Source organism: Thiocapsa roseopersicina (genome assembly GCF_900106925.1).
GTDB lineage: Bacteria > Pseudomonadota > Gammaproteobacteria > Chromatiales > Chromatiaceae > Thiocapsa > Thiocapsa roseopersicina.
In genome coordinates, this window is sequence record NZ_FNNZ01000011.1 from 1 (window position 1) to 14,610 (window position 14,610).

A 14,610-nucleotide genomic window follows, 5' to 3' on the forward strand; every position below is an offset into this window, starting at 1 on the left:
GTGTGGGGAGCATTGCCTATCGGCCGAAGAAACGTGAATTTTTACAGCGTGTTGTAAATCCATATGGCGGAGAGGGTGGGATTCGAACCCACGGAAGGCTTGCGCCTTCTCTTGATTTCGAGTCAAGCCCGTTCGGCCACTCCGGCACCTCTCCGAGATTGTCTGTCGTTGCGAGTTGCTCGCTTTCGACAAGCGCGTAAGTGTAAGTCGAGGAGCCTTACTTGTCTATCATCGGGATCGTCTGTCGTCGGCGCCTGGCTTGGAAGAAGGCACGCAGTGTTTCGCCGCACGCCTCGGCGAGGATGCCTCCGCGACATCCGGTGCGGTGATTGAAACGCTCGTCCGACGGCAGGATGTCGAAGAGGCTTCCGCAGGCGCCTGCCTTTGGGTCCGATGCGCCGAAGACCACTTCGCCGATGCGCGCATGGATGATGGCGCCGGCACACATGACGCAGGGCTCGAGGGTGACGTAGAGGGTCGTGCCGGGGAGGCGGTAGTTGCCCATGCGAAGTCCCGCGTCGCGTAGGGCCTGGATCTCGGCATGGGCGGTTGCGTCGTGAGTCCCGATCGGTCGGTTCCAGCCCTTCCCGATGGCCTCGTCGTTCAGGACCAGGACCGCGCCGACCGGAACCTCGCCCTCCGCCGCGGCGCGGTCGGCGAGGGTCAGGGCCAATTGCATCCAGTGGTCGTCGGTCTCTTTCGAAGGATCCATCGATGAGTCGATCCGTGCGGTTTCCGGAGCATTCGGCCGGACTCCCGTTCTCCGCCGCCGAGCCGTACGCCTCGGCGGAGGCTTGCGCGAGATTCAGGACAGCGACATCGCAGCCCTGGTTTAGGGTTGTGATGGAATCGGCGCGGGGCGCGGAGCGCCAGGGGGCATGCGTGACGCCGCGGAGCGGGTGTCACGAGTCCCTTACTTCGCGCATTGCTTGGGCCCCTTTGCGCGGGGATGATGGGTTTCGCTGCGCTCTACCCATCCTACGCCGGGTGCTCTCGTTTGGTTACGGCCTTCTATGTCGCGCGGTCACTCCCACTCGATCGTCCCCGGCGGTTTGCCGGTGATGTCGTAGACGACGCGCGACACGCCGGGGACCTCGTTGACGATGCGCCGGCACACCAGATCCAGGAAGTCGTAGGGGAGGTGGGCCCAGCGCGCGGTCATGAAGTCGAGTGTTTCCACCGCACGCAACGCGATGACATGCGCGTACTGGCGGTTGTCGCCGACGACGCCGACGGAGCGGATCGGCAGGAAGACGGCGAAGGCTTGGGAGACCTGATCGTAGAGGTCGGCGCGGCGCAGCTCTTCGATGAAGATGTGGTCGGCCTTGCGCAGGGTGATCGCATCTTCCTTGTGGACCTCGCCCAGGATGCGTACGCCGAGGCCGGGTCCGGGGAAGGGGTGACGATAGACCATCTCGGAGGGCAGGCCGAGCTCGACACCGATCTTGCGGACCTCGTCCTTGAAGAGCTCGCGCAGGGGCTCGACGAGCTTGAGGTTCATCTCCTCCGGCAGGCCGCCCACGTTGTGGTGTGACTTGATGACGGTGGCCTTGCCGGACTTGGCCCCGGCGGATTCGATCACGTCCGGGTAGATGGTGCCTTGTGCGAGCCACTGAACGTTGGCGAGCTTGCTCGCCTCGTCGTCGAACACCTCGATGAAGGTGTTGCCGATGATCTTGCGCTTCTGCTCCGGGTCGGTCACGCCCTTGAGACGGCCGAGGAAACGGTCTTCGGCATCGACCCGGATCACCCGCACGCCCATGTGCCGCGCGAAGGTGCTCATGACCTGATCGCCCTCGCCGAGCCGCAGCAGGCCGTTGTCGACGAAGACGCAGGTCAGCTGGCTGCCGATGGCGCGATGCAGCAGGGCGGCGACGACGCTGGAATCCACGCCGCCCGAGAGTCCGAGCAGGACGGCGTCGCTGCCGACCTGGTCGCGCACCTTGGCGATGCTGTCCTCGATGATGTTGCCGGGGGTCCAGAGACGTCCGCAGCCGCAGATCTCGTGGATGAAGCGCTCGATGATCCGTTGGCCTTGGCGGGTGTGTGTGACCTCCGGATGGAACTGCACGCCGTAGAAGCGGCGCTCCTCGTCCGCAATGCCGGCCAGCGGCGCATTGGCGGTTTCGGCGATGACCTGGAAGCCCGCCGGCAGGGCCTCGACCCGATCGCCGTGGCTCATCCAGACATCCAGCAGGCCGTAACCCTCCGGGCTGGTGTGATCCTCGATGTCGCGCAGCAGGCGCGAATGCCCACGCGCGCGCACCTGCGCGTAGCCGTACTCGCGATGTGCCGCCGGTGCGACATTGCCGCCGAGCTGCGCGGCCATGGTCTGCATGCCGTAACAGATGCCCAGCACCGGAACGCCCAGATCGAACACCAGCGGATCGGCGCGGGGTGTCGCATCCTGATGGACGGATTGGTGACCGCCGGACAGGATGACGCCGCTTGGTGCGAACTCCCGGATCGCCGACGCTCCCATGTCATGCGGATGCAGCTCGCAATAAACCCCCGCCTCGCGCACGCGGCGCGCGATCAGTTGTGTGTACTGAGACCCGAAGTCGAGGATCAGGATGCGGTCGGCGTGAATGTTGGTCATGGTTGGGTGATGGTTCCGAAAGGGAGGCGGGGATAGAGAGAGGAAATCGGTGATCGGCCGCAACGGCATCTCTAAGGTGATTTCCGAGAATCAGCATCCCGGCTGCGCATGCCGGAAAGACCTGAATGGCTGGGCGTGCGAATAAATTCGCACCTACACGCCGGTCGGTCTATTCCCGGCAATCACCTAACAGTAGGCCAGGACAACCTTAAAAAGGCGTCTCGATTTCTTGCGCCGGATTGTGCTTTGGGCACAATCCGGCGCAAGAAATCAATTGTCGATGCGGTAGTTGGGCGCTTCTTTCGTGATCTGCACGTCATGGACATGCGACTCGCGCATCCCGGCCGAGCTCACGCGCACGAACTGCGGTTTGGTACGCATCTCCTCGATCGTCGCACAGCCGGTGTAGCCCATGCTCGAGCCCAGACCGCCGACGAGTTGGTGAATGACGTTCAGCACACTGCCCTTGTAGGGTACGCGCCCTTCGATACCCTCCGGGACCAGCTTTTCTTTCTCGGTATCTTCTTGGAAATAGCGATCGCTGGACCCCTCGTTCGAGCCCATGGCGCCAAGCGAGCCCATTCCGCGATAGGACTTGTAGGAGCGTCCCTGATAGATCTCGACCTCTCCCGGTGCCTCGTCCGTACCGGCGAAGAGTCCGCCGATCATGACGCTGTTGGCGCCGGCGGCGATGACCTTGGCGACGTCTCCGGAGAACCGCAGACCGCCGTCGGCGATGAGGGGGACACCCGTGCCATCCAACGCCTCGTTGACGTTGGCGACCGCGGTGATCTGCGGGACGCCGACACCGGCGACGATGCGGGTGGTGCAGATGGAGCCGGGTCCGATCCCGACCTTCACCGCATCGGCGCCTGCGTCGACCAGTGCACGGGCGGCATCCGCCGTGGCGATATTGCCGCCGATGACCTGGACCTCCGGATAGCGGACCTTGACCCACTCGACCCGATCCAGCACGCCTTGCGAGTGCCCGTGTGCCGTATCGACCACGATCACGTCCACCCCGGCCTCGACCAAAGCGGCGACGCGCTCGTCCGTTCCCTTGCCGACGCTCACGGCCGCGCCGCACCGCAACCGCTCCTGGGCATCGCGCGACGCCTTCGGGAAGTCCTTCGCCTTCTGGATGTCCTTGACCGTGATGAGACCGCGCAGCTCGAATCGATCATTGATCACCAGGACCTTCTCGATGCGATGCTCATGCAGGAGCCGCACGACGTCCTCGCGGCTTGCGCCTTCACGCACCGTCACCAAGCGCTCCTGCGGGGTCATGATGGTCGAGACCGGCTCGGACATGCGGGTCTCGAAACGTAGATCCCGCCCCGTGACGATGCCGACCAGCAGCCCGTTCTCCGTGACCGGCACGCCCGAGATGTTGTGCGCGTGGGTCAGCTTCAGCACCTCGCCGATGCTGGTTCCGGGGCTGACCGTAATGGGGTTGCGGATGATCCCGCTCTCGTAACGTTTGACCGCCATGACCTCGCGGGCCTGGCGCTCGGCGTTCATGTTCTTGTGGATGATCCCGATGCCGCCTTCCAGCGCCATTGCGATGGCCAGGCGCGCCTCCGTGACCGTATCCATTGCGGCCGAGACAAGAGGAATCTTGAGCGAGATTCCGCGGGTCAGCTTGGTCTGGAAATCGACCTCGTTCGGGAGCACCCGCGAGTGCGCCGGAACAAGGAGGACGTCGTCGAAGGTGAGTGCTTCCTGGATCAGGCGCATGGGGGAGGCTCCGCAATCAGTGACCAGAACAGGAAAGTAACCCGAAAGTATAGAATTTCAACGGGCGAAGGTAAACTCCGTCCGACGCCGACCTCATCGAAGCCTCTGATTGCGAATCCTGCCCATGCCGCTCGAACGACCTGCCCGTGCCCTCGACGATCACCGCGATATCTACAGCGTAGCCCGCCTCGCGAGCGAGGTGCGGGCGGTGCTCGACGGGAGTTTCCCCGTGCTTTGGGTCCAAGGCGAGCTGTCGAATCTGGCGCAGCCGGCGTCCGGTCACATCTACTTCACCCTCAAAGATGCGGCGGCTCAGGTCCGGTGCGCCATGTTTCGGCCCAAGCGGATGCTCCTGAACTTCCGCCCGACCAACGGTCAAGAGGTGCTGGTTCGCGGTCGGGTGACGCTCTTCGAGCCGCGCGGCGATTTTCAGTTGGTGATCGGCTACATGGAGCCGGGTGGCGAAGGTGCGCTCCGGCTCGAATTCGAGCGCTTGAAGCGCAAGCTGGCGGCGGAAGGGTTATTCGACGAGGCCGCCAAGCGGCCGATTGCGGCCTTTCCTCGACAGGTGGGTCTGATCACCTCGCCCAGCGGGGCGGCGGTGCGTGATCTGCTCGCGGTCTTGAAGCGCCGGTTCGCGGCCTTGCCCGTGGTCATCTATCCGGCGCAGGTCCAAGGCGAGGCCGCACCGGCGTCGCTCCGCGCCGCCTTGGCGGCGGCCAATGCCCGCGCCGAGTGCGACGTGCTCATCCTGGCCCGCGGCGGTGGCTCGCTCGAAGACCTCAACGCTTTCAACGACGAGGCATTGGCATGCGCGATCCGCGCCTCCGCTATCCCGGTCGTCACCGGCGTCGGGCACGAGAGCGACATCAGCATCGCCGACCTGGTCGCCGACCGGCGCGCCGCGACCCCGTCGGCCGCGGCCGAGCTGGTGGCGCCCTCGGGCGAGCATCTTCGCCATCGCTTGCTCGCCTTGACCAGGCGTCTGGACGCGGTCCATGCGCGTCATCGCCTCGCCGCTCGCCAAAGGCTGAACGCCGTCGTGCGTCACTTGGCGTTGCTCCACCCGGCCGCGCGCCTGCAGCAGCGTGCGCAGCGTCTGGACCAGCTCGAGCAGCGCTTGGTCTCGCTCCTGACGAATCGCCTGGCGCGGGCGCAGTCTCGATTGCGCCCGGCTGCGGCGCGCCTGATGTTCGTCTCGCCGGGGCGACGTCTTGAGGGGCTCGGAATCGCCGTCGATGCGCTCGCCGAGCGCCTTGCCCGCGCCCGCGCGCGTCTCGCCGAGACCCGGCGCGAGCGGTTGATGCGTGCCGTCGCCGGCTTGGAGGCCCGCAGCCCCTTGGCGACGCTCGCCCGCGGCTATGCCATCGTCACCCGCCTGCCGGATGGCGAGATCGTCCGCGCACCCGAGGAGGCTCCGCCCGGCACACGCATCAAGGCACGGCTGGCGAAAGGTCGATTAACCGCCATCGTCGAGCCCCCGGGGCTGTAGGTGCGAATAAATTCGCACCTACACGACGACAGTTGGCTGTGCCTCGCACGGCTCGGCACAGCTACGGCATCTCCTCCCGAATTAAAATCATAAACCGCGTCAACGCTGACCTCGCCCGTACCCGGGATCCCGAGCGCCCACTCGATCCTCACATGTCACGCCGGACGCGGTTTATTCTCAGAGGTTGTCGGGCCGATCCGCATACCCCGTCATCTCCAAATAACCACGTCCGATCTCCTGCTCACCCTCGTAAACCCTGACCGCGCCTTCCCAATAGACGATGCCGGTCGAGCGTCGGCCGTCGAGCTCCTGGTCGTCGATAAAAGGTTCCAGTCGGAGCGTCCGGCCGTCGATCTCCAGGGTCCACTCCACGGGATATTCGGCGCCCGTGCGGGGCGACTGCCAGCGCCGCCGAGGAAGTAGGCGCACCTGCTCGGGCGCGAGGATCTGCGCCGGCTCCGTGCCCTCGCGCAGCGTCGCGGCCGCCCAGAGTGCCGAGCCGTCGTCCCTGCGCATCCGAAACGCCATCAGCGAGCCGCCGTCGTGCAGGTTGATGCCCATCCAATCCCAGCCTCGGGCCTCTGCCGGCATGATCTCGCTCGACCACTCATGGTCGAGCCAGGCGTGCCCGCTGACCTTCAGGTCTGCCCCCTCGATGCGGATACGCCCGCCGACGGCGAGCTGCGGGCGGCTGTAGTAGTAGCTCGCGTTGCTCGGGTTCGGCGTCTTTTGGCTGAAGCCTTCGCGGCCGTTGAGGACGGGCGGTCCCGGCGGAACCAGCGCAAGGTCCAGGTCGAAGGCGTCGGACCTGATTCGGGTTCGATACTGCGTGCCGGCCTCATCCAGCACCAGCTCCCAATCGCCGATCCAGGCGCGGGTTCGCCCGACGGCTGCACCGGCCAAGGGATCGAGCGCACGCTCGACGCGCTCGGCATGGATCAGGGCTCCGGTGGCCGGATCGGCGATCGCCGCATGGGCCAGGATGAGCTGGCGCGGTGCGAAGCGGCTCGGGTTGTCCGCGCCGATACCGGTCCCGACCCGGAAGAAGGTGACCTGGAAGCCACGCTCGGTGCCCGTCTCGTCGGTCAGCCAGCCGGTGATGTACCACCACTCGGTGCGGAAATCCGGGTGTGCGCCCGTGTCCGCGGGAAAGACCAAGGGCCGACCTTCGACCACCGGGGCGAAGTCGCTCGCCGAGACGCACGCGATCGGCCAGCAGAACATGAGGACCAGCGCAAGCCACCAGGCGCGCATCACCAATCCTCCCGCACCGCGAGCACCGCGTCCTGGCGCGTCGCCTGCCCACCGGCAAGGCGGGCGGCGAGCGCGGCGAGCAGGATCATCGCCGAGCCGAAGATCAGCAGCAGGCCGAACGGAAGCTGCATGTCCATGCTCCAATGAAAGCTCTGGGGATTGATGACCTGGATCAGCACCAGGGCGATTGCCCCGCCTGCGACAAATCCGACGCCGACACCGACCGCTGCGGTCAGTGCGGCTTCCAGGGCCAGAAGCGTCCCGATCCGGCGTCGCGGCAGACCCAGATGGCGCAGGATCCCGAACTCCTTGCGACGGCTGGTCGCGAGCGCGGCGAAGGTGGTCCCGATGCCGAAGAGACCGATCGTCACCGCGACAGCCAGCATCAGATAGGTCGCCAGGAAGGTGCGATCGAAGACCTGGAGGATCATGCCGCGCAGCTCTCCGGGCAGGATCATCTCGCTGACCCGATCGCCGAGTGTTGCGCGGATGGCGGTCATCATCCCGACTGGATCCGTCCCGGGCGTCAGGGTCAGGCCCAGATCGTTGGTGCGCCGATCGCCGGTCAAGGTGCGGAAGGTTTCCAGCTCGATCACCGCCGCGCCTTGCTGGCGTGCGTAATCCCGCCAGATGCCGACGACGCGAAAGGTTTGCAGCTGCTCGCCGATGGGCAGGGCTAGCGGATCCCCGATCCCCAGGCTCAGCCGATCGGCCAGCGCCTCCGAGATCCAGGTCGGCGTATCCGTACCCGGCCCGACAGGCGGGTCGAGCGTGCCTGCGACGAGCGGAAGACCCGAGGTGTCCTGCACCGGGCGGGCGATAAGCGCGATCGCCTCGCTGACCGCATCGATGCGCAGGCTCTCGAAGCGCACCGGGCGCACCGCCGCCACGCCCGGCAGTGCGGCCACGCGGGCCACGGCATCCGGATCCAAATAGCCGCTCGCGCCCGAGTCCGATGCGCGCAGATAGAGATCGGCGGGGAGCATCCGGGTCAGCCAGTCGTCGAGCGAGTCGCGGAAGGAGTCGACCATAATTGCCATCGACACCGCCAAGGCGACGCTGGCGACGACCCCGACACCGGCCACGACCGCCTGCCCCGGAGCGGCGGCGAGCCGCGCCCGCGCCAGTCGGGTTACGAGCGAGCCCCGCACCGGCAGAAGCCGCATCGCCCCGACCGTAGCCCCGGGGATGGCGAGCACGGCGCCGACCAAGATGAGTGCGACAGCCAGATAGCCCGACACCGGAACGCCGCCGACCGGCGGCAGCAGACAGAGCAGCCCGGCCAGCATCAGGGCGATCAGTGCCGCACCCCAGCGCGGACGCGCCTGATAGACCTCGGCCTCGTCGCCCGCCCGCAGGCCGCGCGCGGGCACCATCCGCGCGGCCTCGCGCGCCGGCAGCCAGGCGCCGGCCACGCCCGCGAGCACGCCGAGCGCGAGATAGGCCAGGGTCAGTACCGGCTCGACGCGCAATTGCGGGGCGACGCCTCGGAAGAAACCCGCGCCCAGATCGCCGCCGATCAGACTGAATGCCAGTGCGGTCAGCAGATAGGCCAGGATCACGCCGATCAAGCCGCCGACCAGCCCCAGCAGTGCGCCTTCCATGAGCAGCCCGCGCCGCAGGCTGCCGCGGTCCAGCCCGAGCGCCCGCAGGAAGGCGAATTCGCGACGCCGTCGCACGACCGCGAGCCATTGTGTCGAGAAGACCAGGAATCCGCCGGTCAGGAGCGCGATGGCCGCCAGCATGGTGAGATTGACCCGATAGGCGCGCGACACGCCCGTGACCTCGGACGCCGTCTCCTCGGGTGTCAGGAGTGTGACGCCCGGCGGAAGCAAGGCGCGCAGCTGCTCCTGCGCCGGCCCGCGCTCGCTCCCGGGCGCGAGGCGCAGATCGATCCGGGTCAGGCGACCGATTCGATCGAAGGTCTGCTGGGCACCCGCGATGTCCATCACCGCCAGCACCTGCCCGACGCCGGCGCCCGGCACCGAGCCCGCAATCCGCAGACGCGCCTCGCCGATCCCGACCTGGACCGCAACCTCATCCCCGGCATCGAGCTCGAGTCGTGTGCCCGCGGCAGGGCTTAAGAAGAGGGCGTCGGGCTGGAGTGCGGCCAGTCGATCGGGGCGATCCGCGTCGGAGCTGTCGGGGGCATCGTCGCCACCCGCCGAGGCAGTCTCGACGATGGGCAGCAACGAGGGTGTGACCTGCGCAACGCGAAAGAGATCGATCCCGAACACCTGCAGCGTCTCGTCGCGGCCCGGAAGACGCGCTTGAATCTCCAGGAGCGGGCTCGCCGCGGCCACCGTCGGATGCAGGGCGATCCGCGCATAGACCGCGTCGTCGAAGCCGCTGCGCGGACCGACAACCTGAAGATCGGCCTCGCCACTCAGCAGGCGCATCCCGCGATCGAGCTCGTCGAGCGCGGCGGTATGGATGAGCTGCACCGCCAACCCGAGCGCCACGCCGAGCGCGATGGCGAGCAGAGACAGCGCGGTCGCGAGGCGTCGCCGCCGAAGACTGGCGAGAAAGACATGCCGCAGTGCAGCGCTGTTGCCGGATCCGAGGAGGCCCATCGTTCTATCCCGCATCCTCGACAAGGCCGCTCGCGGTCAGGTGCAGGATGCGGTCGGCATGGGCGGCCGCCGCGTGCGAATGCGTGACCAGGATCCCGATTGCACCGGCGTTGTGGATGCCCTCGAACAGCAGCTCGAGCACGTCCTGCGCGCGCTCCGGGTCCAGGTTCCCGGTCGGCTCGTCGCAAAGCACGACCGCCGGCGCATGCACCAGTGCGCGCGCGATGGCGACGCGTTGAAGCTCGCCGCCCGAGAGATGACGCGGCCAGTCGTCGCCGCGCCGACCCAATCCGACGCGCTCGAGCATGGCGCGCGCGCGCCGGTCGGCGACGGTCTCCTTCTCCTCGAGCAGCCACAGCGGCAGGGCGACGTTCTGGGCCAAGGTCAGGTGCGGCAGGACATGGAACGCCTGGAACACGAACCCCAGCTCGCGCCGACGCAGCCGCGAGCAGGCATCCTCGTCTAGCGCAGTCACCTCGGTCTCGCGCAATCGGATGCGGCCGCCGTCGACCGTCTCCAGACCCGCGATACAGTTGAGCAGGGTCGACTTGCCCACGCCGGACTCGCCCATCACGGCGACCGATTCGCCCGGCGAGAGGTTCAAAGAGACCTGCTCGAAGAGGGGGTGATCGAGCGAGGCGTCGAAACGCTTCGAGAGGTTTTCGATAGACAGCATCGGTGATCTACATCCGGTCATGAGCGGGCGCCATTCTATATCGAGGCGGCACCCGAAAACCCTTTGCGTCCTTCGCGCCTTTGCGGTTCAAATTGGCCGACTTCCGCCCGTAGCCGACATCGAAGCGGGCCGCGACCGACATGACCACCGGCCAAAGAGGCAATCCATGAGGGTTCAGGTCCTGCAACACGTCCCGTTCGAGGACATCGGCGCGATGGCGCCTTGGTTGGCGGCACGCGGCGTGATCCCGGACTACACGCGCTTCTACGACGACGGCTTGCTCCCGCCGGTCGCCGGCCTCGATTTGGTCATCGTGATGGGCGGTCCGATGAGCGTCAACGACGAGGCGCAGCTGCCCTGGCTGCACGCCGAAAAGGAGTTTCTACGCGAGGCGATCGGGCACGGGGTGCGGGTGCTCGGGGTCTGTCTCGGCGCACAACTGATCGCCGACGCGCTCGGTGCCCGCGTCTATCCCAATGCCGAGAAGGAGATCGGCTGGTTTACGATTCAAGGGGTTTCCGAGGATGCCGTCCCGGGTGATGCCTGCTGCCGGTTTCCGGCCGAAAGCCTGGTCTTCCATTGGCACGGCGAGACCTTCGATCTGCCGCCCGGTGCCGTGCGCTTGGCGCGCAGCGCGGCCTGCGAGAATCAGGCGTTTCGTATCGGCCGGCAGGTGGTCGGGCTCCAGTTCCATCTGGAAGCTACGGCGGAGAGCGCTGCGGCGATCCTCGATCACTGCGGGGACGAGCTGGTGCCCGCGCCTTGGATTCAGACCGAAGCGGCCATTCGTGGGGTCGATGCGGCCGTCTACGCCGAGGCCAATCGGCTGATGGGCCGAATCCTGGACGATCTTGTCGGACCGGCGAGCCCCTGATTTTCGATTGTTCCCAAATGGCCCCGAGTCCCGGCGGCCCCTAGTGCAGCACGGCAGATGTTTCGAGACCTTTCGTTGTCGTTGTCGTTGTCCTAATCGACGGTCGATTACGACAACGAAGATGATCTCCGACGGTCTCGGAATCTCTCCACCGCTACACTGGGGATTGATGCTGCGCCTCGGGCTTCAACTCAACCAGCAGAGGTGACACACCGATGGAGATCCCGAGCTTCCTCGTGCAGTGGCCGTTGCAGGCCGCGCTCGCGATCGTGGCGGGCCTGATTATCCTGATCGTTCCGCGTGTCCTCAACTATGCCGTTGCGACCTATCTGCTCGCGGTCGGGGCGCTCGGGCTCCTGCTGGTCTATCAGGGGCAGGCGGTGAAGGCGCAGCCCATCATCGCGCTGGTTGCCGGTGTGCTCATCCTGGTCAAGCCCAACATCCTCAACTATGTCATCGGGATCTACCTGATCCTCGTGGGTTTGCTCGAGGCCGGTGTCATCCGCATCTAAACCGCGTCCGGAGCGGCATGCGTCGTTTTTGGATTGGAGCTGCCTCCGTCGGATCCTTGAAAGTTCGAGCTGACGCGGTTTAGGATTCTGAAAAACAAAAACTTTAAACCGCATATCGGCCGAGGTTCAGGCGTGCACTCACCGTAGGACTCACCCGGAACTCAGCAACTCGCTCCGGACTCGGCCTAATCGCTTATCCGGTGCGGGTCGATCGCTCGGTTGCGCGCATCCCGCAGCCTTGCGCACCGATGCGCTGCGTGCCGGCAACCCCAAGATCGTCGACGACGGCTTGAACTCGCGGGACGGCAATGCCAGACTCCCGCAGCTTCCAACGACGATCCTGTGGTTATGGACCTGAACTTTCTCGACTTCGAACAGCCCATCGCAGAGCTCGAGGCCAAGATCGAAGAGCTGCGTCTGGTCGGCTTCGACAACGAGCTGAACATCCAAGAAGAGATCGAGCGGCTTCATACCAAGTGTGTCGCGCTGACCGACTCCATCTTCTCCGCGCTCACCCCTTGGCAGATCTCGCAGCTTTCGCGGCATCCGCAGCGGCCCTACCTGCTCGACTACGTGCGGCGGATCTTCGACGAGTTCCATGAGCTGCACGGCGACCGCGCCTTTGCGGACGACCGCGCCATCGTCGGCGGGTTGGCGCGGATCGAGGGTCGGCCTGTGATGGTGATCGGTCATCAGAAGGGCCGCGACACCAAGGAGAAGATCCTGCGCAACTTCGGGATGCCGCGTCCCGAGGGCTATCGCAAGGCGTTGCGCCTGATGGAGATGGCCGAGCGCTTCAGTCTGCCGATCCTGACCTTCATCGACACGCCCGGCGCCTATCCGGGTGTCGGTGCCGAGGAGCGCGGCCAAAGCGAGGCGATCGCGCGCAACCTGCGCGAGATGTCCAGGCTGCGCACCCCGATCCTCTGCACGGTCGTCGGCGAGGGCGGCTCGGGCGGCGCCTTGGCGATCGGCGTCGGTGATTGGCTGGGCATGCTGCAGTTCAGCACCTACTCGGTGATCTCCCCCGAGGGCTGCGCCTCCATCCTCTGGAAGAGCGCCGACAAGGCCCAGCTCGCCGCCGAGGCGATGGCCATCACCTCGGACAAGCTGCTCGAGCAGGGTCTGATCGATCAGATCATCAAGGAGCCGCTCGGAGGCGCACACCGCAACCCGGAGGCGACCGCGGCCTCGATCAAGGCCGCCCTGGTGGCCCGTCTCGACGAGCTGTGCGGGACCGATCCGGATGTGCTGATCGCCGCGCGCTACAAGCGCCTGATGGGCTACGGCAAGTTCAAGGACGAACGCCCGGCGCCGCGGTGAGGCCATGACCGGGGGCGTCCCGGAGTGCCTGGCCGCAGCACTCCGCCGACTGGGCCCGCTCGGCGACTGCTGGGTCGCCTTCAGCGGCGGAACCGATTCGACTGCGTTGCTTCACGCGGCCGCCACCCGACCTGTTCACGCGTCCGGCACACTGCGGGCCATCCACATAGACCACGGTCTTCACGCGGACTCGCCCTGTTGGGCCGAGCACTGTCGCCGCATCTGCGACGCCCTCGGTGTGCCCCTCGCGGTACGCCGTCTGAATCTCACACCCATCCCCGGAGAGAGTCTCGAGGCGACGGCCCGCGAGGCACGCTATCGCGCACTCGCCGAGGTGCTGCGCCCCGGCGATCTCATGCTGACGGCACACAATCAGGATGATCAGGCCGAAACACTGCTGCTCGCGCTCTTGCGCGGGAGCGGGGTTCACGGGTTGGCGGCGATGCCGCGCGAGGCCGAGCTTGGGCGAGGGCGTCTGGTGCGGCCCCTGCTGGATGTCCCGAGGGCGACGCTGGAGCAGTATGTCCGCTCTTTCGGGCTGTCGTGGATCGAGGACCCGAGCAACACATCGCTGCGGATGGACCGCAATTATCTGCGCAACAGCATCGTACCCTTGCTGAGGGCGCGCTGGCCGGGACTCTCCGCGACCCTCTCGCGCAGTGCGGGTCATTGTGCCGAGGCGGCGCAGCTGGTCGATGGCCTGGCGGCGGAGCTCATGGGGGCGTGCGCCGGGTCGCATCCGGGTACGCTCGGAATCGGGGCGCTCGGTGCGTTGGAGCGCTCGCGACGCAAGGCCGTCCTGCGACTGTGGCTGCGTCGCCGCGGTTTCGCGCTGCCCGATAGGCGTCATCTCGCGCGCATCCTCGACGAGGTCATTCCGGCCCGTGCCGATGCCGATCCGCTGGTCGCCTGGTTTGGCTGCGAGGTGCGTCGCTATCGTGACGACCTCTTTGCCCTTGCTCCCTTGCCTCCACCGCCCGGCGCTTTGACGATCCGTCAAGCGCCGAGCGGGATGCCGCCGGTGCTTGAGCTTCCGGCCGGGCTCGGATGGCTGCAATGGGAGGATATGAGCGACGGCTCGGAGTCGGCTCCGACGGTGCGTTTCGGTTCGACCGGGCTGACCTGCCGGTCGCGGTCGACGTCCCGCCGGCGTACCCTCAAGAACCTCTTTCAGGAAGCCGGCATCCCGCGCTGGCTGCGTCCCTACGTCCCCTTGGTGTTTTCGGGCGACATCCTGATCGCCGTGGCCGGTGTGTGCGGATGCCACGACGAGTCCCAGGACCCGGCCACGCATGAGGGACCGCAATGGCTCGGCCATCCTTGGGAAGGCCTCGCCCTATTTCGACATCGAGCCGAATGGCCCCCGCGCCCGACATCACTAAGCTGAAGTCCGGAAACAGTGATGCCGAGCCGCAAAGTGGCCCGAGACGCCGGCGGTGTGTTGGGCACGCTGCGCTTTGCCCGACCTACAGGGATCACCATTTTCCGAAATCGTCTTATCTTCACTAAGAGTCCTGAGTCGCGTCGCTCAAAGGCCGTTGTCACGGGCGAGGCCGGAAAGCACCTCGGA

General features: G+C 66.4%; 11 protein-coding genes, 1 tRNA gene and 1 pseudogene. 6 read left to right on the forward strand and 7 right to left on the reverse strand.

Annotated elements, in window-relative coordinates:
• Positions 1-64: 64 nt before the first annotated feature.
• The 4 genes from BLV04_RS12560 to guaB form a co-directional block, all read right to left on the reverse strand.
• Positions 65-154: transfer RNA gene (locus BLV04_RS12560), tRNA-Ser, on the reverse strand.
• 63 nt (positions 155-217) lie between these two features.
• Entirely contained in the window at positions 218-712 is a 495-nt protein-coding gene (gene tadA, locus BLV04_RS12565; RefSeq protein WP_093032420.1) for a tRNA adenosine(34) deaminase TadA, read from the reverse strand.
• Between the two features lie 312 nt (positions 713-1,024).
• Positions 1,025-2,599 (reverse strand): glutamine-hydrolyzing GMP synthase, encoded by a 1,575-nt coding sequence (gene guaA / locus BLV04_RS12570; protein ID WP_093032423.1) that lies wholly within the window; start codon positions 2,597-2,599, stop codon positions 1,025-1,027.
• A 270-nt stretch (positions 2,600-2,869) separates the two neighbouring features.
• A complete protein-coding gene (guaB, locus tag BLV04_RS12575) occupies positions 2,870-4,336 on the reverse strand; it encodes an IMP dehydrogenase (RefSeq protein WP_093032426.1) in 1,467 nt (488 codons plus the stop codon).
• Between the two features lie 124 nt (positions 4,337-4,460).
• Between guaB and xseA the strand changes: the two genes are divergently transcribed.
• Positions 4,461-5,828 carry an exodeoxyribonuclease VII large subunit gene (xseA, locus tag BLV04_RS12580; protein ID WP_093032429.1) on the forward strand — a complete coding sequence of 456 codons (1,368 nt, stop codon included), beginning with the start codon at positions 4,461-4,463 and terminating at the stop codon, positions 5,826-5,828.
• A 177-nt stretch (positions 5,829-6,005) separates the two neighbouring features.
• On the opposite strand, the gene BLV04_RS12585 is transcribed toward xseA, so the two are convergent.
• The 3 genes from BLV04_RS12585 to BLV04_RS12595 are packed head-to-tail and all read right to left on the reverse strand — an operon-like array spanning position 6,006 to position 10,331.
• Positions 6,006-7,082, reverse strand: a complete 1,077-nt coding sequence (locus BLV04_RS12585; protein ID WP_093032432.1) for a lipocalin-like domain-containing protein — start codon at positions 7,080-7,082, stop codon at positions 6,006-6,008.
• Positions 7,082-9,655, reverse strand: a complete 2,574-nt coding sequence (locus BLV04_RS12590) for an ABC transporter permease (RefSeq protein ID WP_093032435.1) — start codon at positions 9,653-9,655, stop codon at positions 7,082-7,084. The genes BLV04_RS12585 and BLV04_RS12590 overlap by 1 nt, the downstream gene beginning before the upstream one ends.
• A 4-nt stretch (positions 9,656-9,659) precedes the next feature.
• Positions 9,660-10,331 carry an ABC transporter ATP-binding protein gene (locus tag BLV04_RS12595; RefSeq protein ID WP_093032438.1) on the reverse strand — a complete coding sequence of 224 codons (672 nt, stop codon included), beginning with the start codon at positions 10,329-10,331 and terminating at the stop codon, positions 9,660-9,662.
• 166 nt (positions 10,332-10,497) lie between these two features.
• Between BLV04_RS12595 and BLV04_RS12600 the strand changes: the two genes are divergently transcribed.
• The 5 genes and pseudogenes from BLV04_RS12600 to tilS all read left to right on the forward strand — a co-directional run bounded on the left by BLV04_RS12600 (position 10,498) and on the right by tilS (position 14,427).
• Positions 10,498-11,205 carry a type 1 glutamine amidotransferase gene (locus BLV04_RS12600; protein WP_093032440.1) on the forward strand — a complete coding sequence of 236 codons (708 nt, stop codon included), beginning with the start codon at positions 10,498-10,500 and terminating at the stop codon, positions 11,203-11,205.
• A 215-nt stretch (positions 11,206-11,420) separates the two neighbouring features.
• Positions 11,421-11,552 (forward strand): annotated as a pseudogene (locus BLV04_RS25660) (DUF3096 domain-containing protein); the annotation flags it as partial.
• A 12-nt stretch (positions 11,553-11,564) separates the two neighbouring features.
• Positions 11,565-11,717 (forward strand): DUF3096 domain-containing protein, encoded by a 153-nt coding sequence (locus BLV04_RS25665; protein WP_245731873.1) that lies wholly within the window; start codon positions 11,565-11,567, stop codon positions 11,715-11,717.
• 348 nt (positions 11,718-12,065) lie between these two features.
• Positions 12,066-13,040 carry an acetyl-CoA carboxylase carboxyl transferase subunit alpha gene (accA, locus tag BLV04_RS12610; protein ID WP_093032444.1) on the forward strand — a complete coding sequence of 325 codons (975 nt, stop codon included), beginning with the start codon at positions 12,066-12,068 and terminating at the stop codon, positions 13,038-13,040.
• 4 nt (positions 13,041-13,044) lie between these two features.
• Complete coding sequence (tilS, locus tag BLV04_RS12615; protein WP_093032446.1) at positions 13,045-14,427, forward strand: tRNA lysidine(34) synthetase TilS; 1,383 nt, start codon at positions 13,045-13,047, stop codon at positions 14,425-14,427.
• The last annotated feature ends 183 nt before the right edge of the window (positions 14,428-14,610 follow it).

Excerpts from the sequence above, each read along its gene's own strand:
- tadA (WP_093032420.1), bottom strand. The coding sequence starts at position 712 with ATGGATCCTTCGAAAGAGACCGACGACCACTGGATGCAATTGGCCCTG.
- guaA (WP_093032423.1), bottom strand. The coding sequence starts at position 2,599 with ATGACCAACATTCACGCCGACCGCATCCTGATCCTCGACTTCGGGTCT.
- guaB (WP_093032426.1), bottom strand. The coding sequence starts at position 4,336 with ATGCGCCTGATCCAGGAAGCACTCACCTTCGACGACGTCCTCCTTGTT.
- xseA (WP_093032429.1), top strand. The coding sequence starts at position 4,461 with ATGCCGCTCGAACGACCTGCCCGTGCCCTCGACGATCACCGCGATATC.
- BLV04_RS12585 (WP_093032432.1), bottom strand. The coding sequence starts at position 7,082 with ATGCGCGCCTGGTGGCTTGCGCTGGTCCTCATGTTCTGCTGGCCGATC.
- BLV04_RS12590 (WP_093032435.1), bottom strand. The coding sequence starts at position 9,655 with ATGGGCCTCCTCGGATCCGGCAACAGCGCTGCACTGCGGCATGTCTTT.
- BLV04_RS12595 (WP_093032438.1), bottom strand. The coding sequence starts at position 10,331 with ATGCTGTCTATCGAAAACCTCTCGAAGCGTTTCGACGCCTCGCTCGAT.
- BLV04_RS12600 (WP_093032440.1), top strand. The coding sequence starts at position 10,498 with ATGAGGGTTCAGGTCCTGCAACACGTCCCGTTCGAGGACATCGGCGCG.
- accA (WP_093032444.1), top strand. The coding sequence starts at position 12,066 with ATGGACCTGAACTTTCTCGACTTCGAACAGCCCATCGCAGAGCTCGAG.
- tilS (WP_093032446.1), top strand. The coding sequence starts at position 13,045 with ATGACCGGGGGCGTCCCGGAGTGCCTGGCCGCAGCACTCCGCCGACTG.